This window comes from Congregibacter sp. (genome assembly GCF_965660375.1).
Classification (GTDB): domain Bacteria; phylum Pseudomonadota; class Gammaproteobacteria; order Pseudomonadales; family Halieaceae; genus Congregibacter.
This window is the reverse complement of record NZ_CBFHZO010000015.1, coordinates 1-18,474: the sequence shown is the minus strand read 5'-3', so window position 1 is coordinate 18,474 and position 18,474 is coordinate 1. Positions and strand designations below refer to the sequence as shown.

Here is an 18,474-nt window from a genome sequence, read left to right as displayed (position 1 = left end):
GCTGCGCATTGGGAGACAATCACCTCACCGGAAGGCGAGCGTGCCTTAGTGGGAGGCTTTGAGCAGACTGGCAAAATGCTCACTCAGGCGGCCGCCGGTCTGGGTATTTCCCTCGAGTAATTCATCGCGCTATTTGATTTGAAGAGCAACTGATATTAACGGGTGGTGAATGCTCACCGCCCCAGGAGACAAAACATGAAAGAAGCAGTGATTGTATCGACCGCGCGCACACCCATCGCCAAAGCCTATCGCGGCGGATTCAACAACCTCCCCGCGCCAACCCTGGGTGCCGCTGCGGTAGCTGAAGCAGTGCGTCGCTCCGGTGTAGATCTTGGGGAAATTGACGATGTTGTTATGGGCGCGGCCCTGCAGCAGGGAACCGGCGGCCAGAACGTTGCCCGTCAGATTGCTCTGCGAGCCGGTCTGCCGGTCACCGTGTCGGGCATGACCATTGATCGTCAGTGTTCCTCGGGATTGATGGCCGTCGCCACGGCCGCCAAACAGGTGATGTACGACGGTATGAATGTTGTTGTGGGTGGGGGGCTCGACTCTATTTCCCTGGTTCAGAATGAACACATGAATCTACACCGCGCGGCGGACGAAGAGTTGGTGGCGATGCACCCTGATATCTACATGCCTATGCTCCAGACCGCCGAGGTGGTTGCCAAGCGCTACGGTATCAGCCGCGACGCCATGGACGAGTACGGCCTGCAGTCGCAGCAGCGCGTGGCCGAAGCCTACGAGCAGGGTCGCTACGATGCAGAGCTCACGCCCGTGACCTGCAAGCGTATCGTCTGGAACAAGGAGACGGGTGAGCAGTCCGAAGCGGAAGCCACCGTCAGCCGCGACGAGGGCATTCGCGGCACAACGCCCGAAGCACTCGCAGGCCTGAAGACGGTGATCGAAGGCGGCACTATCACCGCGGGTAACGCCTCCCAGCTCTCGGACGGCGCGTCTGCCCAGGTAGTGATGGACGCCAAGCTTGCGGAGCAGCGGGGTTTGGAGCCCCTCGGTCTTTACCGCGGTATCGCGGTTGCCGGACTCGAGCCTGATGAGATGGGTATTGGTCCTGTTTACGCTGTCCCCAAGCTGCTCAAGCAGCACGGTCTCACCGTGGATGACATCGGCTTGTGGGAGCTCAACGAAGCCTTTGCAGTGCAGGTATTGCATTGCCGTGACGTGCTGGGCATCGACAACGATAAGCTCAATGTCAGCGGCGGCGCCATTGCCATCGGTCACCCCTACGGTATGAGTGGCTCACGCATGATTGGCCACGCCCTCATCGAGGGTAAGCGCCGGGGCGCCAAGTACGTTGTTATCACCATGTGTGTGGGCGGTGGTATGGGTGCTGCGGGGCTTTTTGAAGTACTGTAACTCCCTCGACGACTGAATACGTAATTGTCGCAGGCACAGCGTGCGGGAATGCCGTGAGCGGGACGCCAAAAAGACGTCATCCATGACAGGCTCGGCACGCGCCATCCATGGCGCGTGACGCCCGCTCACAGCACACTCGCACACTGCACCCGCGACCCCACCGCTTTAAACCTCGAATGACTATAAAATCACTGCTACACACGAGATAGGGATAGCGAAATGCGTGCACTACTTTGTACAGAACATGGCATGGCGGACAAGCTACAGCTTGCCACCGATCATCCGGAGCCCACCGCGGAGGCGGGGCAGGTGGTGATCGACATCAAGGCCGCCGGTCTTAATTTCCCCGACGTTCTGATTATTCAGGGCAAGTACCAGTTTCAGCCGGACATGCCCTTTTCTCCCGGTGGTGAGTGCGCAGGCGTGGTTTTGTCTGTGGGCGACGGCGTCGAAAACTACAAGGCCGGCGATAAAGTGATCGCTATGACCGGCAGTGGGTGCTTCAGGGATCAGATCGCCGTGGATCAAAATGCGGTGATGCCCATGCCGGAGGGTTTGGATTTTACCCAGGCGGCGGGTGTTGCCATGACCTATTTCACCTCCTATCACGCCCTCAAGCAGCGCGCCGACCTGAAAGAGGGTGAGACGCTGCTGGTGCTGGGCGCGGCTGGTGGCGTGGGATCCACGGCTGTTGAGCTGGGTAAGCTCATGGGTGCCAAAGTGATTGCCGCGGCGAGCTCCGAAGAAAAGCTCGCCATGTGTCGTGATCTTGGCGCTGATGAGACCATTAACTACAGCGAGCAGGATCTGAAGGCAGCGGTGAAAGAGCTGACCGGTGGTAAAGGTGTGGATGTTGTCTACGATCCCGTAGGCGGCGACTACGCTGAGCCCGCGCTCCGCGGTATGGCCTGGAATGGCCGCTACCTGGTGATCGGTTTTGCCAGCGGGCCTATTCCCGAGATTCCCCTGAATCTGGCACTGCTGAAGGGCTGCTCTATTGTGGGTGTGTTCTGGGGCCGTTTTATTGCCGAAGAGCCCGCGGTGCATCTTCAGAACATCAAGGAACTCTGGGGCCTCTTTGCCCAGGGCAAACTGAAGCCGGCAATTAACGACGTATTCGCTCTCGAAGACTACGAAAAAGCCTACGACGTGATGATCGGGCGCCTGGCCCGCGGTAAGGTCATCCTGACCATGGAGTAGGGCCGCTATGCAGCCATTCACCTTTAACACCGTTGCGCGACTTGTCAGTGGCACCGGTGAGGCACTGAAGCTGGCAGAGCACTGCGCAGACCTGGGTATGAGTAATGTGCTGCTTGTCACCGATCCGGGCCTGGTCTCCATTGGTCTTGTCGGGCCCGTGCAGGACGCCATGGTGGCTGCGGATGTTTCCGTGACGCTGTTTGCCAAAGTCAGTGAAGACCCCCCGGAGGCGGTGGTGCTGGCTGCGGCAGAGGCGGGACGGGAGGCGCAGGTTGATGGCGTGGTTGCCGTGGGTGGTGGTAGCTCCATGGATGTGGCGAAGGTGGCCGCGGCGCTGCTCTGCGGTGATCAGGCGCTGGGCGACATGTATGGCGTAGAGCAGGTCAGCGGTGGACGTCTGCCCCTGATCCTGGTTCCCACCACTGCCGGCACCGGCTCCGAAGTTACTCCGGTGGCAGTGATTACCACGGGGGAAACGACAAAAGCGGGCGTGAGTTCGTCGACGCTGCTGCCGGATATCGCTGTGCTCGATGCAGATCTTACTCTGGGCTTGCCGCCAAAAATCACTGCGATGACTGGTGTGGATGCTATGGTGCACGCCATCGAGGCCTACACCTCCAAGATCAAGAAAAACCCCGTTTCCGATAATCTTGCCCGCAGTGCGCTGGCGCTTCTTGCCCGCAACGTGCGTACCGCCGTTCACGATGGTCATCAGCGCGATGCGCGCGCTGCGATGCTGCTGGGGGCCATGCAGGCAGGGCAGGCCTTTGCCAACGCACCGGTAGCCGCGGTGCATGCTCTTGCCTATCCCCTGGGAGGCCATTTCCACATTCCCCACGGGCTGAGCAATTCGCTTGTGCTCCCCGCGGTGCTGCGCTTTAACCTTCCCGAGGCCGCGGGCCTTTATGCGGAGCTCGCAGAGTTGGTGGTGGGCACTTCGGTGTCCGGGAGTGACGAGGCGCGGGCAGAGGCATTGATTGAGTCTATCGAGACGCTCATCGGCGATTTGGCGCTGCCCGCGACGCTGAGCGCGGCCGGCGTGGGTGAAGGCAGTCTGGAAACCCTGGCTAACGACGCCATGCTCCAGCAGCGGCTGCTCATTAACAATCCACGTGATGTTGCCTACGACGATGCCCTGGCAATCTATCGCGCCGCATTTTAGGCGCCAGCTTGAGAACCCTGACGCAACATTGACTGCAAACACGAGGTAGGTTCATGGCCCGAGCACAGGCACCGGTTCGCAGGGATTATCCGTGGTTCACTCCGATCACAACCCGCTGGTCGGATAACGATATCTACGGACACGTGAACAACGTTGTTTACTACAGCTACTTTGATTCCGTCGCCAATCGCTATCTTATCGATGCGGGCGGACTGGATATCCACCATGGGGACACCGTGGGCCTGGTGGTGAATTCCGGCTGCGACTATTACACCCCGGTAGCCTACCCGGAGCCTCTCGAGGGTGCTTTACGCGTGGATCGCCTGGGCAACAGCTCGGTGCAGTACGGAATCGGGATATTCCGTGAAGGCAACGATCAGGCCTGTGCCAACGGCATCTTCACCCACGTGTTTGTTGATCGCAGCAGCAACAAGCCGGTGCCGATTCCCCCGCAGATGCGGGACGCGCTGGTGGCGATAGCCGCAGCCGCAACAACCGGGACTACGGAGGAAAACTAGCGTTTGGCGGTACCGTACAAAAAGGCAACGGTGGTGCTGAATACCACTGCCGAAAAAAGCGCAGGACCAAAGGGCGCCAGGGGATAGAGTAAGCCGCCGATCACCGGGCCACTCACAAAGCCCACGGCGGGGCAGGCAGAAATCACGCCGGCTGCGCCTCCCTGCTCTTCTGAGGTCACGGCGATAGACGCTCCCGCAGTAATCGCCGGCATGCACAGGCCGAGGCCTGTTCCCAGCAGGGCCATCCCTGCCGCGAGCATCGTAAAATTGGCGAACCCTGCGATGAGCAATGATCCCAAGGCCATAAACCCCAGACCTGTGCGCACAAAGATATGGGGTGGCAATTTGAGTCGCTGCATCACCGTGATCTGGACCACGAAGGTAAATACCGCCGAGACCATCAAAGCCGCCCCCGTGTACTGCGCGGTTTTGACGCCACTGAGCGCAAGTTGGTCCTGGAGCTGGAACCCCAAGGTCTGTTGAATCGCCGAAAACCCGGTAAAAAGGGCGATGGCCGTCAAGGCAAAACGCCGAATCCGTGGATCCAGAAACTTCATGCGCCGCGGCCGTTCATGGTTCAGGCGCTGCGGCGCCGGAATGGCAGGTAGTGCCCGCCAGACTAACAGCGCTGCTGCGGCCGCAAGGGCGCCCGCGAAGTACAGTGGCGCGAGCAATCCCAGGGTCGCCAGCGCGCCGCTCACCGCGGGACCGAGAATCATTCCCAGACTGTTTGCCGTACCCAGCTTGGCCATGGCCGCCGTGCGCTGACGGGTGCTGGTGCTGTCGGCGGCGTAGGCGGTGGTCGATGGGCTGGTCGCAGACATCACCATGGATTGGCTGCACCGCGCGAGAAGCGCCACGCCATAAAGGGTCAGTCCTGAGAGCACGCCCGTCAGTCCGGCCATGAATACCGAGGTAAACAGCAGTGTGCCCACGGTGTATCCGATAAGACCGATGAGGATCACCGGCTTGCGACCGATCTTGTCCGAAAGTCGTCCCCAATAGGGCGAGGCCACGGCAAACACCAGTGCGGAGAGGGCAATAATCGACGTGATCTGCACCTCGGCCAGGTCCACCTCGCGACCCAGGGGGGCCAGAATCGCAAACACCAGTGATTGACCGATACCCGTCGCCATGAGCGCGGTGATGAGCACCACCAGCTGCCGTCGGGTCAGGGTTTCGCTCATGGCGTGTGCGGTGACTGATCTGATGGTGGGTCTGGCGGCGCGTCCGACAGCGCGCTGACTGCCTTGTCACGAAAAAGACGGGCATAAGCCGTGGGAAACAGGCGCACAATCCAGCCAATGATTTTGGCATCGCTGCCGATAAGCAGCCGTCTCTGTCCCTTTTCTGCAGCGCGAAGGATTTGCCGGGCGGCGTCCTCGGCGCTGGTGCGTACGTGGGGAGCGAACATTGCCTGTTGGGATTCTTCGGTGGCATTGGGGTCCACATTACGGGCGCGTCGGGCGATGTTGGTATCAATGCCCCCGGGATGAACGCAGCAGAGCTTGACGGGGCTGCCGGCTAGATCCAGTTCCTGACGCAGGGATTCGCTGAAACCGCGCACAGCAAATTTGGCCGCGTTATAGGCAGATTGATTGGGCACCGCGATAAGGCCGAAAACCGACGAGATATTCACCAGATGACTGCGTTCAGCTCTCTCCAGCGCAGGCAGGAAGGCCTGGGATCCATGCACCACACCCCAGAAATTGATGTTTATGAGCCAGTGGAAGTCCTTGAGACTTGTCTCTGCAACGCTGGCCATAAGGTCCACACCGGCATTGTTGACCACCAGATGGAGCTGCGGTGTGATCTCGGCAACAGCAGCGGCCCAGCTCTGCACCGCCTCGGCATCGGCCACATCCACTACGGTGCAACGGGCGTTTGCGGCCTGATTGGTGAAGCTGGCCACTGTTGCCTGAAGCCCCGTCTCATCGACGTCCGAGAGATAAAGATGGCAGCCCGCGGCGTTGAGCTGCTGTGCCAAAGCCCGACCGATGCCCGAGCCGGCGCCGGTGATGGCCGCGTGTTTCTGTCTGAAATAGTCCATGGTGGGAGTTTACCCTGTGGAGAGGGCATCAGGGCAGGTCTACAGGACTCAGCGGGTGTTCAGTTTGTAGATCATCCGTATGGACAGAAAACAGGTGATTTCGTACACTGCGCCTCACGCGTGGACCTCGCTTCCGGCGTAAAACCTTGATTTCATAAAATTCTGAGCTGCCGGCATTAACGCACATCAATAAGCCAAGAAAAGCGAGATGAGAGCCACTCATCTCGCTTTTTTTTGAGCCCGCGAGCGCAACGCCGGCGCCCCTGGAGGTACGATTGACCCGTCCGGCAATTCTCGTTCTTGAAGACGGCAGCGTATTCCACGGCACCTCCATCGGTGCTGCTGCTACCTCTGTTGGCGAAGTGGTGTTCAACACAGCCATGACCGGCTATCAGGAAATCCTCACGGATCCTTCCTACGCCCGTCAGATCGTCACGCTCACCTACCCGCATATTGGCAATACCGGCACTAATGCAGAAGATGAGGAGTCTTCAAACATCTGGGCTGCCGGATTGGTGATACGGGACCTTCCCCTGCTGGCGAGCAACTTTCGGAACACCCAGGCACTGGATGACTATCTTCGCAGCCGGGGTGTCGTGGGTATCGCCGAAATTGACACGCGGCGTCTGACACGGATTCTTCGTGATAAGGGCGCGCAAAGCGGCTGCCTGATGGCGACGGACTCCCTTGATGTCGATGCTGCCCAGGCGCTCGCCAAAGAGTTCGGTGGTCTCAAGGGCCTCGATCTGGCAAAGGAAGTCACCACCGCCGAGAGCTACAGCTGGACTGCAGGAAGCTGGCAGTTGGGTGAGGGGCATACTGACCCCGCAGCGTCGGAGATGCCCTGGCATGTGGTGGCTTACGACTTTGGCGTCAAGCGCAACATCCTGCGGATGCTGGCCGATCGCGGCTGCCGTTTGACGGTGGTGCCTGCAAAAACCAGCGCCAGCGAGGTCCTGGCCCTCAATCCCGACGGCGTGTTTCTCTCCAATGGCCCGGGAGATCCGGAGCCCTGTGACTACGCCATTGCGGCGATTCGTGAGCTCCTTGAGTCAGATATTCCCCTCTTTGGTATCTGCCTTGGTCATCAGCTGTTGGCCCTCGCCAGCGGCGCCAGGACTCTGAAAATGAAGTTCGGTCACCACGGTGCCAATCATCCGGTGCAGGATCTTCTCGATGGCACAGTGATGATTACCAGCCAGAATCACGGCTTTGCTGTGGATGACAGCGCCTTACCTGACTGTATCAACGTCACCCACCGATCGCTCTTCGATGGCACCCTGCAGGGTATTGAACGCACAGACAAAGCTGCTTTCAGTTTTCAGGGGCACCCCGAGGCGAGCCCTGGTCCTCACGAAGCCGGTGCGCTCTTCGATCATTTCATCAACCTGATTCAGCGTCAGGCGAGATAAGCTCATGCCAAAGCGTACAGATATTCAAAGCATTCTGATCATCGGCGCCGGGCCCATCGTGATCGGCCAGGCCTGTGAGTTCGACTACTCCGGTGCCCAGGCCTGTAAGGCGCTGCGGGAAGAGGGCTACCGGGTCATTCTGGTGAACTCCAACCCGGCGACGATCATGACGGATCCGTCCATGGCCGATGCCACCTACATCGAGCCCATCGAGTGGCAGACGGTGCAGCGGATTATTGAGTTGGAAAAGCCCGATGCGCTGCTGCCGACCATGGGGGGGCAGACTGCCCTGAACTGCGCTCTGGATCTTGCCCGGGAGGGCGTTTTGGAAGCCAACGACGTTGAGCTTATCGGCGCAACCAAGGAGGCCATCGACAAGGCCGAGGATCGCGAACTCTTCGATCAGGCGATGAAGCGCATCGGACTGGAAACGCCCCAGGCGTCCTTTGCCCGCTCCATGGATGAGGCCCATGCGGTGCTCGATGAAATCGGATTCCCCTGCATTATCCGGCCGTCCTTCACCATGGGGGGCTCCGGTGGCGGCATCGCCTATAACCGGGAGGAGTTCGAGGAAATCTGCGTCCGCGGCTTGGACCTGTCGCCCACCTCGGAGCTGCTCATCGACGAGTCGCTCATCGGCTGGAAAGAATACGAGATGGAGGTGGTCCGGGATCGCAACGACAACTGCATCATTATCTGCGCCATCGAAAACTTTGACGCCATGGGGGTACACACCGGCGACTCCATTACCGTGGCGCCGGCGCAGACGCTCACGGACAAGGAATACCAGATCATGCGCAATGCCTCCCTCGCGGTGCTGCGTGAGATCGGCGTTGAGACCGGGGGCTCCAATGTGCAGTTTGGCATGTGCCCGAACACCGGGCGCATGGTGGTCATTGAAATGAATCCACGGGTATCCCGCTCCTCGGCGCTCGCCTCCAAGGCAACGGGGTTCCCCATTGCCAAGGTGGCGGCCAAGCTGGCTATCGGCTACACCCTGGATGAACTCAAGAACGATATTACCGGGGGCGCCACTCCCGCCTCCTTTGAACCGTCCATCGACTATGTCGTCACGAAGATTCCGCGCTTCGCCTTTGAGAAATTCAATGCGGCCGATGCCCGTTTGACCACCCAGATGAAGTCGGTAGGGGAGGTCATGGCCATCGGACGGAATTTTCAGGAATCCCTGCAAAAAGCGCTGCGGGGGCTGGAAGTGGGGGCATCAGGTCTGGAGTCTCGTCTGGGACCCGACGATCATGAGCCTTCCGATGAACTGATCAGCGAACTCATTAATCCCGGCGCAGACCGCATCTGGCATCTGGCCGATGCCTTTCGCGTGGGTATGAGTGTGGACGAGGTTTACGGACACTCCGGCGTGGATCCCTGGTATCTCGTGCAGATGGAAGACATCGTGAAGGACGAAGCGGCGATCGCTGCTGGGTCTCTTGCGGACCTTGATGCGAAAAATCTTTACCGTCTCAAGCGCAAGGGCTTTGCCGACCGTCGCCTCGCGGCCTTGCTCGGGGTGAGCGAAACCGACCTGCGTGAGCACCGGCAGAGCCTGGGTATTCGACCGGTGTACAAGCGGGTGGATACCTGCGCTGCGGAGTTTGCATCGAGCACTGCCTACATGTACTCGACCTATGACGAAGAGTGCGAGGCCGAGCCCAGCGACCGACCCAAGATTCTGGTGATTGGCGGGGGACCGAACCGTATCGGCCAGGGTATTGAGTTCGATTACTGCTGCGTCCACGCGGTGCTGGCGATGCGCGAGGATGGTTACGAAACCATCATGATTAACTGTAATCCCGAGACTGTCTCCACGGATTACGACACCTCGGACCGCCTGTACTTTGAGCCGGTCACCCTGGAAGACGTACTGGAAGTCGTAGCCAAGGAGCAGCCCGAGGGTGTGATTGTGCAATTCGGGGGGCAGACACCGCTGAAACTGGCCCGCGCCCTGGAGGCTGCGGGTGTGCCCATTATCGGCACCACGCCGGATGCCATTGACCGGGCCGAGGACCGGGAGCGTTTCCAGCACCTGATTCAGGATTTGGATCTGCTGCAGCCGGCCAACACCACCGTCCGCAGCGTGGAAGAGGCCGTCGAGGCCGCGCGGAGCATCGGTTACCCGCTGGTAGTACGCCCTTCCTATGTGTTGGGGGGGCGCGCCATGGAGATTGTTTATCGCGAGGAAGACCTGCTGCGCTACATGCGTGAGGCGGTGTCCGTAAGCGATGAGTCTCCGGTGCTCCTGGACAGCTTTTTGAGTGCGGCCATCGAAGTGGATATTGATGCGGTGTCTGACGGCGAGCAGGTGGTGATCGGTGCCATCATGCAGCATATCGAGCAGGCGGGCGTGCATTCCGGGGATTCGGCCTGTTCTCTGCCTCCCTACAGTCTTCCCGCTGCCGTGCAGGACGAAATGCGCGAGCAGGTCCGACAGATGGCCCTGGCTCTGGGGGTAAAGGGTCTGATGAATGTGCAGCTGGCCTGGCAGGACGAGCGGGTCTATGTGATTGAGGTAAATCCCCGCGCGTCGCGAACCGTGCCCTTTGTCTCCAAGTGTATTGGCACTTCCTTGGCGAAGGTGGCGGCTCGCTGTATGGCTGGCGTCAGCCTCAAGGATCAGGGCTTTACTGAAGAAATCGTTCCGGCGTTTTTCAGCGTAAAAGAAGCCGTGATGCCCTTTAACAAGTTCCCCGGTGTGGATCCGATTCTTGGGCCGGAGATGAAGTCCACCGGTGAGGTGATGGGCACTGGCGACAGCTTTGCCGACGCCTATGCCAAGGCCCAGCTTGCTGCGGGAGATCCGCCGCCGCGCAGCGGGACGCTGCTCATCAGCGTGCGGGATGTGGATAAGCCCGGGGCGGTGGCCTTTGCCAAGCAGATGGTCGAGCTGGGTTTCAGCCTGGCGGCGACCGGTGGCACCGCCGATGCACTGGAGAAGGCAGGTCTTGCAGTGCGTCGCGTAAAAAAGGTACTCGAAGGACGGCCGCACATTGTCGATATGATCAAAAACGACGAGGCCGATATTATTATCAACACTACGGAAGGGCGTCGCGCGATTGCGGATTCGGCGCCGATTCGCGCCAGTGCCGAGGCGCACCGGGTTTTCTATACAACGACGCTTGCGGCGGCTGAGGCTATTTGTCTCACCCTGCAGCAGGAAGGAGACAAGGCGGTGCGCCGTCTTCAGGATCTCCACAGGAGCATGCATTAATGAGTAAGGTGCCGATGACAGCGCAGGGCGAGCAGGCTCTGCGGGAAGAGCTCGAGCGGTTAAAAAAAGTAGACCGTCCGCGTATTGTGCAGGCCATCGCGGAGGCGCGGGAGCACGGCGATCTTAAGGAAAACGCCGAGTATCATGCCGCCCGGGAGCAGCAAAGTTTTGCCGAGGGCAGGATCATGGATATCGAGGGCAAGCTGTCCCATGCCCAGGTGATTGACGTTACCGCCATCGACCCCACAGGCAAGGTCATCTTTGGTGTGACCGTTGATCTGATTAACGTTGAGAATGATGACACGGTGACCTATCGCATCGTGGGTGACGATGAGGCCGATGCCAAGCAAAACCTTATCTCGGTGAATTCGCCGATTGCCCGCGCATTGATCGGCAAGGAGGAAGGGGACGTTGTGGTAGTGCGTGCGCCCGGGGGTGACCGGGAGTATGAGATCGATCAGGTGCGCCACATTTAGCCTTGCGTGCAGCCGCAGGTTTCAGTCAGCCGAGCATCCGCAGCAGATTGGACTTCTTGGGATCGGGTTGCTCGCTGTGACGCAGCAGCAGCGCTGTATTGCCAACACGCTGTACCAACTCCGCTTTACTATCCTCCAGTAACTGCGCAAGCACTTCGTCCCGGGTTTGGCGGCTACCCACAGCCAGCTTGATCTTGATGAGCTCATGGTCGTTTAGGGCGCGCTCCAACTCCAGTAGCACGGACTCGCTCAGGCCATTGCCTGCGATGGTGACAACGGGATTGAGTTTGTGGCCGATAGCGCGAAGTTGGCGCGTATTGGTTTTGCGGGTCATGCTAGGGTAAACCGATTCAGTCAGCGGGGCGCGGAGTCTACACCACCGACCAGCGGGACCCAAACGATGTGCCCTGCGGCAGATGGCCTTTCGGGAAAAAGTCATGGTGAAAAAAAGTTCCAGCAGCAAAGCGTGGTTGCGCGAGCATCGAGACGATCCCTACGTACAGCAGGCGCAGCGTGACGGCTATCGCTCCCGTGCCTGCTACAAGCTTCTCGAACTGCAGGAGCGGGAAAAAATCATCCGTCCGGGAATGACCGTGCTGGATCTGGGAAGCGCCCCCGGAGGCTGGTCTCAGGTCGCCGCAGAGCTGGTGGGCAAGCGAGGGCAGGTCATTGCCTCCGATATATTGCCCATGGACCACATAGAAGGCGTAGACTTCGTTCAGGGAGATTTCACGGAAGATGATGTTTTTGAGCGAATTTTGGCGGAGATGGGCGACAAACGCGCGGACCTTGTAATATCCGATATGGCCCCCAATATGAGTGGAGTGAGCGCGGTTGATCAGCCAAAATCAATTTATCTGGTTGAGCTTGCCCTCGATATGGCGACCCGCGTCCTGGTGCCTGGCGGTGCTTTTGTGACTAAAGTGTTCCAGGGCGAGGGCTTCGATGAGCTGTTTCGGTCGACACGAGAGGAATTCGATAAGGTGTTGACCCGCAAGCCTTCTGCATCAAGGCCGCGCTCTCGTGAAGTCTATTTGGTCGCTCGCGGACGGCGCTGATCGATGAGCAACCGCTTGGCACGGCGTCAAGTGGCCCAAGGGCGCGTTTGTGCCGTAAAAAACGCTATACTGATCGACCGGCGGGTATCTGGACGAGGATGTTCAGCGCTACGCAAATGACAATTGCGGCAGCCGGTGAATTTATGGCGATAGCCCCGAAGCGCTATCGCAGCAATGAGGTAACGATTTTGAACGATATGGCCAAAAACCTGCTGTTGTGGGTCGTGATAGCAGCGGTGCTGCTGTCTATTTTCAACAACTTCAGTATGCAAACGCCGACGGAGCGGATGGTGTACTCCGAGTTCATCCAGGAAGTGCAGCGGGACCAGGTGCGAAAGGTGACCATTGACGGCCTCACCATTGCCGGGGAGCGGTTCGATGGCTCCTACTTCGAGACGACCCGCCCCATGGTGGATGATCCCAAGTTGATGGACGACCTTCTGACGCATCAGGTTGAAGTCGAGGGTAAAGAGCCCGAGCAGCAGAGTGTGTGGACCCAACTGCTGGTGGCTAGTTTCCCCATTCTCATCATCATCGCCGTCTTCATGTTCTTCATGCGCCAGATGCAGGGCGGGGGTGGCGGCCGCGGTGGACCCATGAGCTTTGGCAAGAGCAAGGCGAAGTTGCTGGGTGAAGACCAGATCACCACGACCTTTGCCGACGTGGCGGGTGTGGACGAGGCCAAGGAAGACGTACAGGAGCTGGTAGAGTTCCTGCGCGATCCGGGTAAATTCCAGAAGCTCGGTGGGCGTATACCGCGCGGCGTACTTATGGTGGGCCAGCCAGGTACGGGTAAAACACTGCTGGCCAAGGCCATTGCCGGCGAAGCCAAGGTGCCCTTCTTTTCCATTTCCGGCTCGGACTTTGTAGAAATGTTCGTGGGTGTGGGTGCGTCCCGCGTGCGCGACATGTTTGACCAGGCAAAGAAGCAGGCGCCGTGCATTATTTTCATAGATGAGATCGATGCCGTTGGTCGTCATCGTGGCGCAGGCCTTGGCGGCGGACATGACGAGCGGGAGCAGACACTGAACCAGCTCCTCGTAGAAATGGATGGATTTGAAGTCAATGACGGCGTGATTGTGATTGCCGCTACCAACCGGCCCGATGTATTGGATCCTGCGCTTCTCCGTCCGGGGCGCTTCGACCGTCAGGTGGTGGTCGGGCTGCCGGATATCCGTGGCCGCGAGCAGATCCTCAAGGTGCACATGCGCAAGGTGCCCCTCGCTGAGGACGTGGAAGCATCAAAAATCGCGCGCGGTACTCCCGGTTTCTCCGGTGCAGATCTCGCAAACCTGGTGAACGAGGCGGCACTGTTTTCAGCGCGCTCGGGTTCCAGAACTGTGGGCATGACGCAGTTCGAGATGGCTAAGGACAAGATCATGATGGGCGCTGAGCGCAAATCCATGGTGATGTCCGAAGACGAGAAGCGTAATACGGCTTACCACGAGGCTGGTCACGCTATCGTGGGACGAATCATGCCCGAGCATGATCCCGTCTATAAGGTCAGTATTATTCCTCGCGGTCGTGCTTTGGGCGTGACCATGTTCCTCCCCGAGGAAGACCGTTACTCCCACAGTCGTCGCCATATCATCAGCCAGATTTGTAGCCTCTTCGGAGGGCGCATCGCTGAGGAGATGACCCTGGGACCCGATGGCATTACCACGGGCGCTTCCAACGACATTCAGCGCGCCACAGAAATCGCCCGCAACATGGTGACCAAGTGGGGCCTGTCCGAGAAAATGGGTCCTCTCCTGTATGACGAGGGCGGTGAAGAGGTGTTCCTGGGGCGCAGCGCCGGGCAGTCTCACAATGCCATGTCCGATGAAACGGCCAAGCAGATTGATGCGGAAGTGCGTCGAATCATCGATGAGTGCTACCGAAAAGCGCAGGACATTCTTGAAGAGAACGTGGATAAGCTCCACGTCATGTCCGATGCGTTGATGCACTACGAAACTATAGATTCGGACCAGATCGACGACATCATGGAAGGCCGAACGCCCCGGGAGCCCAGCGACTGGAGCAACAAGGACGGAGGCAGTGACTCCGGCTCTTCTTCCTCTGCGGAAGATTCAGGCACCGCCGATCGCAGCAGCGGCCCCATAGGCGGACCTGCAGGCGAGCATTAAAGCCGCCAGGTCTTAGCGATCCTTTGACTGCAAACCACAGTGCCGGCGCGACGCTCAGTTGCGCCGGCTCAGTTCTCGACCTCTCTACGCCCATTGTCATGGGCGTTCTTAATATCACTCCCGATTCCTTTTCTGATGGTGGCCGATGGCTGTCCGATGGTCGACCGGACCTTGACGCGTTGCGACGGGAGGCGGTGGCAATGGTCAGCGCCGGCGCGAAAATTCTTGATCTTGGAGGAGAGTCGACGCGACCCGGCGCCGCCCCCGTTTCGGAGCAGGAAGAACTCGATCGCGTCGTGCCGGTCTTCGAGACCCTGAAGAACGAGACAGATGCGGTGCTGTCTCTGGATAGTAGTAGCCCTGCGGTTATGCGTGCCGCCGCCGCCGCAGGTGCAGGTTTACTCAACGATGTAAGAGCCCTGCAGCGGCACAATGCCCTGGAGATTGCCGCCGAACTCTCCCTTCCCGTATGTCTGATGCACATGCAGGGTGCGCCGGACACTATGCAGCAGGCGCCTGAATACCAGGATGTCGTTACTGAAGTGAAACTGTTTCTCGCTGACCGGGCCGTGGCCTGCATGGGTGCGGGCATAGCACGGTCGCAGATTGTCATCGACCCGGGTTTTTGTTTTGGTAAAACCCTGGAACATAACCTGGCGCTGCTGGCGCAGCTTGAGCGTTTTGGTGACCTCGGGTTTCCCGTAATGGCGGGCTTATCACGGAAGTCGCTCATTGTTAAAATCACGGGCCGCGATCTGGATGACAGGCTGCCGGGCAGTCTCGCACTGGCAATGCTGGCTGCCCAGCGTGGTGCGTCGATCCTGCGCGTGCATGATGTGGCGGAAACCGCCGATGTTTTGCGAGTACTCCAAGCCGCAGAGGGCGCCCGAATCTCATGAAGAAACGCTATTTTGGTACCGATGGTATTCGCGGGCTGGTGGGCGAAGCGCCTATTACCCCGGACTTTATGCTCAAGCTTGGGTGGGCCTGTGGTCGGGTTTTTACGCGGTTTATGGCAGAGCAGGGACGCTGCAGCGTGATTATCGGTAAAGACACCCGTGTGTCCGGCTATATGTTTGAATCCGCATTGGAAGCCGGTCTCGTTGCCGCTGGTGTCGATGTGAAGCTGCTGGGTCCCATGCCCACGCCTGCTGTGGCACTTATGACCCGCACGCAGAATGCCGACGCGGGGATTGTTATCAGCGCTTCTCACAACCCCTATTTTGATAACGGCATCAAGTTCTTTTCTGCTTCGGGGTCCAAGCTGCCTGACGAGATTGAGCTGGCTATTGAAGCCGAACTGGATCTCCCTCTGGGTTGTGTGGAGTCTCACGACATTGGCAAGGTGCAGCGCGTGGTCGATGCCGCTGGTCGTTATATCGAATTCTGTAAGTCGACCGTCCCTGAGGGCTTTAGTCTGAGAGGACTCCGTATTGCCATGGATTGCGCTCACGGCGCGACCTATCACATCGCCCCCAGTGTTCTGTCCGAATTAGGCGCTGATGTGATCCCCATCGGGGTTTCTCCGAATGGTTTCAATATCAACGAAGGAGTCGGCTCCACACACATGGATACACTGGCGGAGACCGTGCGCGAGCGCAATTGCGATCTCGGTATTGCCTACGACGGTGACGGCGATCGCGTGCTGTTTGTCGATGATCAGGGCGCCACTGTGGACGGCGACCAGTTGCTCTATGTCATCGCCATGCACCGCTTGCGGGAAGGAAGCTCTGACACGGGTGTGGTCGGCACGCTGATGTCGAACCTGGGTTTGGAGCTAGCCCTTCGTGAGCAGGGGCTACAGTTTGTGCGGGCGCAGGTCGGTGACCGCTACGTGCGGGAGATGATGGAGACGCAGTCCTGGCATCTGGGGGGGGAGTCCTCGGGGCATATCATCTGCTCTGATGTCACCACCACGGGCGATGGCATCGTGTCTTCGCTGCAGGTGCTCAGGGCTTTGCGAAGTGGAGGGCGTAGCCTCCGCGAGGAGCTGAGCGACGTGCCTCTTCTGCCCCAGACCATGATCAACGTGCGGGTCAGTCCCGGAACGGCGGTGGAATCACAGCCTGCTGTTGTTGAGGCGGTGGCGCAAGTTGAAAAAGAGCTGGGCGATGGCGGCCGCGTATTGCTGCGGCCCTCAGGCACGGAGCCCGTGATACGGGTCATGATCGAAGGACGGGATGCCGAGCAGGTCGATCACCTGTGCCGCTTCCTTGCTCGAACAGTTGAGGGTCTCCTGGCGGCAGCCTAAACTCGCGCCGGTGTCTTGCTCCCGGCAGGCAGCTTGGGTAGTATTGCGCGCCCTCGCGACGCGGAGCTTGAAGCCATGCGACAGCCTCTGGTCATTGCCAACTGGAAAATGCACGGAAAGAGCGCTTTCAACGAAGCCCTCGTTACCGAATTTCTGGCACTACTGAAGGCTTATCGCGCTGAGTGTGCGCTCTGTCCGCCGTCTGTTTATATAGAGCAGGTTGCAGGGCTGCTGCGATCCAGCAATGTGATGCTGGGTGCACAGGATTGCAGTCATATCGCCGAGGGTGCCTACACCGGTGAGGTGTCGGCAGAAATGCTTCGCGACTGTGGTTGTGGTTGGGTGATTGTCGGTCACTCCGAACGAAGACAGTATCATCAGGAGTCTGATGCGCTACTGGCCGCAAAGCTTGCCATGGCACAGCGGGCCGACTTGAAGCCGGTGCTTTGTGTCGGAGAAACACAGGAGCAGCGGGAAGCCGGTGAAGCGGAGCAGGTTGTCAAGACGCAACTGCAGGGTGCCCTCGGTGACCTTTCGGATTTTCGCAGGCTGGCCATTGCCTACGAACCTGTTTGGGCTATCGGCACCGGTTTGACGGCGTCGCCGGAGCAGGCGCAGGCCATGCATGCGTTTATTCGCGAGGTGGTGCGAGAGTTGGATGCCAGGAGCGCGGAGTCACTGCGACTTCTTTATGGCGGCAGCGTGAAGCCGGGCAACGCCGCGGAATTGTTTGCCCAGGCAGATATCGACGGAGCGCTTGTGGGCGGAGCGTCGCTTGATCCGGAAGCGTTTGCGGCCATCGTAAGCGCTGCTTGAGCGGATACAATATAAGGAACAGTGGCGGCGATTCGCGACTGCAATGAGGTTTAGGAAATGAGTGCGCAATTGATTGAACAGCTGGTTTTGGTGACGCACTTGTTGCTGTCCCTGGCCATCATTGGTCTGATTATCATCCAACAGGGTAAAGGTGCCGACGCGGGCGCGTCCTTTGGCGCGGGTGCATCGCAAACGGTGTTTGGTAGTACGGGCAGCGGTAATGTGCTGACCCGCGCTACGGCTTGGATGGTGACCCTGTTTTTTATCACCAGCTTTGGTCTGGCCGTGATCGCCAAGAACAAAACCGCTGCGGTGGATGAGTTCGCGATCCCCCTTCCGACAAATTCCGCGCCGGCAACACTGGACTCGGACACCCAAGCTGTGGATGATAGGCGCCCGGTCGAGGGAGACCTACCCGTCGTCGATGACAGCATGCCGTCGATGAGTGTAGAGGAAATGGACGGCGGAATAGATTCTATGCAGGAGGACATCCCGCAGACCTGATCAATTAATGCCGAAGTGGTGGAATTGGTAGACACGCTATCTTGAGGGGGTAGTGCGCTATGCGCGTGGGGGTTCAAGTCCCCCCTTCGGCACCAAGCAAGTCCTATAGGCAATTATTTGCTTATTGGCAAATGCAGGCTCAGCGAAGCTTGCGTGACAGGGAGGCCGCACCTATAATACGCGACCTCTCACGGGGGCAGCTTAGGGGAGTGTCCCGCGAGATGACTGTTATTAACGGTGTAGCACAATAAAAGCATCGTTGAATAAAGGCGGTCATCACGCAGAGAAACGTTTTGATGCGGGG

General features: G+C 59.1%; 16 protein-coding genes and 1 tRNA gene. 14 read left to right on the top strand and 3 right to left on the bottom strand.

Going from position 1 to position 18,474, the window contains the following annotated elements; all coding sequences use genetic code 11:
- The first annotated feature begins 195 nt into the window (after positions 1–195).
- The 4 genes from ACTG3T_RS01525 (at position 196) to ACTG3T_RS01510 (ending at position 4,254) form a co-directional block, all read left to right on the top strand.
- The gene (locus ACTG3T_RS01525; RefSeq protein ID WP_439100499.1) at positions 196–1,374 is read left to right on the top strand and encodes an acetyl-CoA C-acyltransferase; all 1,179 of its coding nucleotides are present in this window, start codon (positions 196–198) and stop codon (positions 1,372–1,374) included.
- Positions 1,375–1,593: 219 nt separating this feature from the next.
- A complete protein-coding gene (locus ACTG3T_RS01520) occupies positions 1,594–2,574 on the top strand; it encodes an NADPH:quinone oxidoreductase family protein (RefSeq protein ID WP_439100498.1) in 981 nt (326 codons plus the stop codon).
- A 7-nt stretch (positions 2,575–2,581) separates the two neighbouring features.
- Complete coding sequence (locus ACTG3T_RS01515; RefSeq protein WP_439100497.1) at positions 2,582–3,736, top strand: iron-containing alcohol dehydrogenase; 1,155 nt, start codon at positions 2,582–2,584, stop codon at positions 3,734–3,736.
- Between the two features lie 53 nt (positions 3,737–3,789).
- Positions 3,790–4,254: an acyl-CoA thioesterase gene (locus ACTG3T_RS01510; protein WP_439100496.1), complete on the top strand. Its 465-nt coding sequence runs from the start codon at positions 3,790–3,792 to the stop codon at positions 4,252–4,254.
- Here the strand turns inward: ACTG3T_RS01510 and ACTG3T_RS01505 are convergent.
- Entirely contained in the window at positions 4,251–5,441 is a 1,191-nt protein-coding gene (locus ACTG3T_RS01505; RefSeq protein ID WP_439100495.1) for an MFS transporter, read from the bottom strand. The genes ACTG3T_RS01510 and ACTG3T_RS01505 overlap by 4 nt on opposite strands.
- Positions 5,438–6,304: an SDR family NAD(P)-dependent oxidoreductase gene (locus tag ACTG3T_RS01500; protein WP_439100494.1), complete on the bottom strand. Its 867-nt coding sequence runs from the start codon at positions 6,302–6,304 to the stop codon at positions 5,438–5,440. The genes ACTG3T_RS01505 and ACTG3T_RS01500 overlap by 4 nt, the downstream gene beginning before the upstream one ends.
- A gap of 275 nt (positions 6,305–6,579) precedes the next feature.
- On the opposite strand from ACTG3T_RS01500, the gene carA reads away from it, so the two are divergent.
- From carA to greA, 3 genes are read left to right on the top strand one after another with little or no spacing between them, the layout of a single operon-like run.
- Positions 6,580–7,716 (top strand): glutamine-hydrolyzing carbamoyl-phosphate synthase small subunit, encoded by a 1,137-nt coding sequence (gene carA, locus ACTG3T_RS01495; protein WP_439100493.1) that lies wholly within the window; start codon positions 6,580–6,582, stop codon positions 7,714–7,716.
- Positions 7,717–7,720: 4 nt separating this feature from the next.
- Positions 7,721–10,939 carry a carbamoyl-phosphate synthase large subunit gene (gene carB, locus ACTG3T_RS01490; protein ID WP_439100492.1) on the top strand — a complete coding sequence of 1,073 codons (3,219 nt, stop codon included), beginning with the start codon at positions 7,721–7,723 and terminating at the stop codon, positions 10,937–10,939.
- On the top strand, positions 10,939–11,415 hold the full coding sequence (gene greA / locus ACTG3T_RS01485; protein WP_439100491.1) for a transcription elongation factor GreA: 477 nt from the start codon (positions 10,939–10,941) through the stop codon (positions 11,413–11,415). Before carB ends, greA begins: the two co-directional genes overlap by 1 nt.
- Before the next feature lie 25 nt (positions 11,416–11,440).
- Here greA and ACTG3T_RS01480 read toward each other — a convergent pair whose 3' ends face one another.
- Positions 11,441–11,749, bottom strand: coding sequence for a YhbY family RNA-binding protein (locus tag ACTG3T_RS01480; RefSeq protein WP_439100490.1), 309 nt, complete (start codon positions 11,747–11,749; stop codon positions 11,441–11,443).
- A gap of 103 nt (positions 11,750–11,852) precedes the next feature.
- Between ACTG3T_RS01480 and rlmE the strand changes: the two genes are divergently transcribed.
- The 7 genes from rlmE to ACTG3T_RS01445 all read left to right on the top strand — a co-directional run bounded on the left by rlmE (position 11,853) and on the right by ACTG3T_RS01445 (position 18,265).
- Positions 11,853–12,473 (top strand): 23S rRNA (uridine(2552)-2'-O)-methyltransferase RlmE, encoded by a 621-nt coding sequence (gene rlmE, locus ACTG3T_RS01475; protein ID WP_439100489.1) that lies wholly within the window; start codon positions 11,853–11,855, stop codon positions 12,471–12,473.
- 197 nt (positions 12,474–12,670) lie between these two features.
- Positions 12,671–14,599, top strand: coding sequence for an ATP-dependent zinc metalloprotease FtsH (gene ftsH, locus ACTG3T_RS01470; RefSeq protein ID WP_439100500.1), 1,929 nt, complete (start codon positions 12,671–12,673; stop codon positions 14,597–14,599).
- 23 nt (positions 14,600–14,622) lie between these two features.
- A complete protein-coding gene (gene folP, locus ACTG3T_RS01465) occupies positions 14,623–15,498 on the top strand; it encodes a dihydropteroate synthase (RefSeq protein ID WP_439100488.1) in 876 nt (291 codons plus the stop codon).
- The gene (gene glmM / locus ACTG3T_RS01460) at positions 15,495–16,850 is read left to right on the top strand and encodes a phosphoglucosamine mutase (RefSeq protein WP_439100487.1); all 1,356 of its coding nucleotides are present in this window, start codon (positions 15,495–15,497) and stop codon (positions 16,848–16,850) included. The genes folP and glmM overlap by 4 nt, the downstream gene beginning before the upstream one ends.
- Before the next feature lie 75 nt (positions 16,851–16,925).
- Complete coding sequence (gene tpiA / locus ACTG3T_RS01455) at positions 16,926–17,666, top strand: triose-phosphate isomerase (protein ID WP_439100486.1); 741 nt, start codon at positions 16,926–16,928, stop codon at positions 17,664–17,666.
- 57 nt (positions 17,667–17,723) lie between these two features.
- Positions 17,724–18,170 (top strand): preprotein translocase subunit SecG, encoded by a 447-nt coding sequence (gene secG, locus ACTG3T_RS01450; RefSeq protein WP_439100485.1) that lies wholly within the window; start codon positions 17,724–17,726, stop codon positions 18,168–18,170.
- Between the two features lie 9 nt (positions 18,171–18,179).
- Positions 18,180–18,265 (top strand) — tRNA-Leu (locus tag ACTG3T_RS01445).
- Positions 18,266–18,474: the final 209 nt, after the last annotated feature.

Coding starts and splice junctions, on each gene's coding strand:
- ACTG3T_RS01525 (WP_439100499.1), top strand. CDS start 196: ATGAAAGAAGCAGTGATTGTATCGACCGCGCGCACACCCATCGCCAAA.
- ACTG3T_RS01520 (WP_439100498.1), top strand. CDS start 1,594: ATGCGTGCACTACTTTGTACAGAACATGGCATGGCGGACAAGCTACAG.
- ACTG3T_RS01515 (WP_439100497.1), top strand. CDS start 2,582: ATGCAGCCATTCACCTTTAACACCGTTGCGCGACTTGTCAGTGGCACC.
- ACTG3T_RS01510 (WP_439100496.1), top strand. CDS start 3,790: ATGGCCCGAGCACAGGCACCGGTTCGCAGGGATTATCCGTGGTTCACT.
- ACTG3T_RS01505 (WP_439100495.1), bottom strand. CDS start 5,441: ATGAGCGAAACCCTGACCCGACGGCAGCTGGTGGTGCTCATCACCGCG.
- ACTG3T_RS01500 (WP_439100494.1), bottom strand. CDS start 6,304: ATGGACTATTTCAGACAGAAACACGCGGCCATCACCGGCGCCGGCTCG.
- carB (WP_439100492.1), top strand. CDS start 7,721: ATGCCAAAGCGTACAGATATTCAAAGCATTCTGATCATCGGCGCCGGG.
- greA (WP_439100491.1), top strand. CDS start 10,939: ATGAGTAAGGTGCCGATGACAGCGCAGGGCGAGCAGGCTCTGCGGGAA.
- ACTG3T_RS01480 (WP_439100490.1), bottom strand. CDS start 11,749: ATGACCCGCAAAACCAATACGCGCCAACTTCGCGCTATCGGCCACAAA.
- rlmE (WP_439100489.1), top strand. CDS start 11,853: ATGGTGAAAAAAAGTTCCAGCAGCAAAGCGTGGTTGCGCGAGCATCGA.
- ftsH (WP_439100500.1), top strand. CDS start 12,671: ATGGCCAAAAACCTGCTGTTGTGGGTCGTGATAGCAGCGGTGCTGCTG.
- glmM (WP_439100487.1), top strand. CDS start 15,495: ATGAAGAAACGCTATTTTGGTACCGATGGTATTCGCGGGCTGGTGGGC.
- tpiA (WP_439100486.1), top strand. CDS start 16,926: ATGCGACAGCCTCTGGTCATTGCCAACTGGAAAATGCACGGAAAGAGC.
- secG (WP_439100485.1), top strand. CDS start 17,724: ATGAGTGCGCAATTGATTGAACAGCTGGTTTTGGTGACGCACTTGTTG.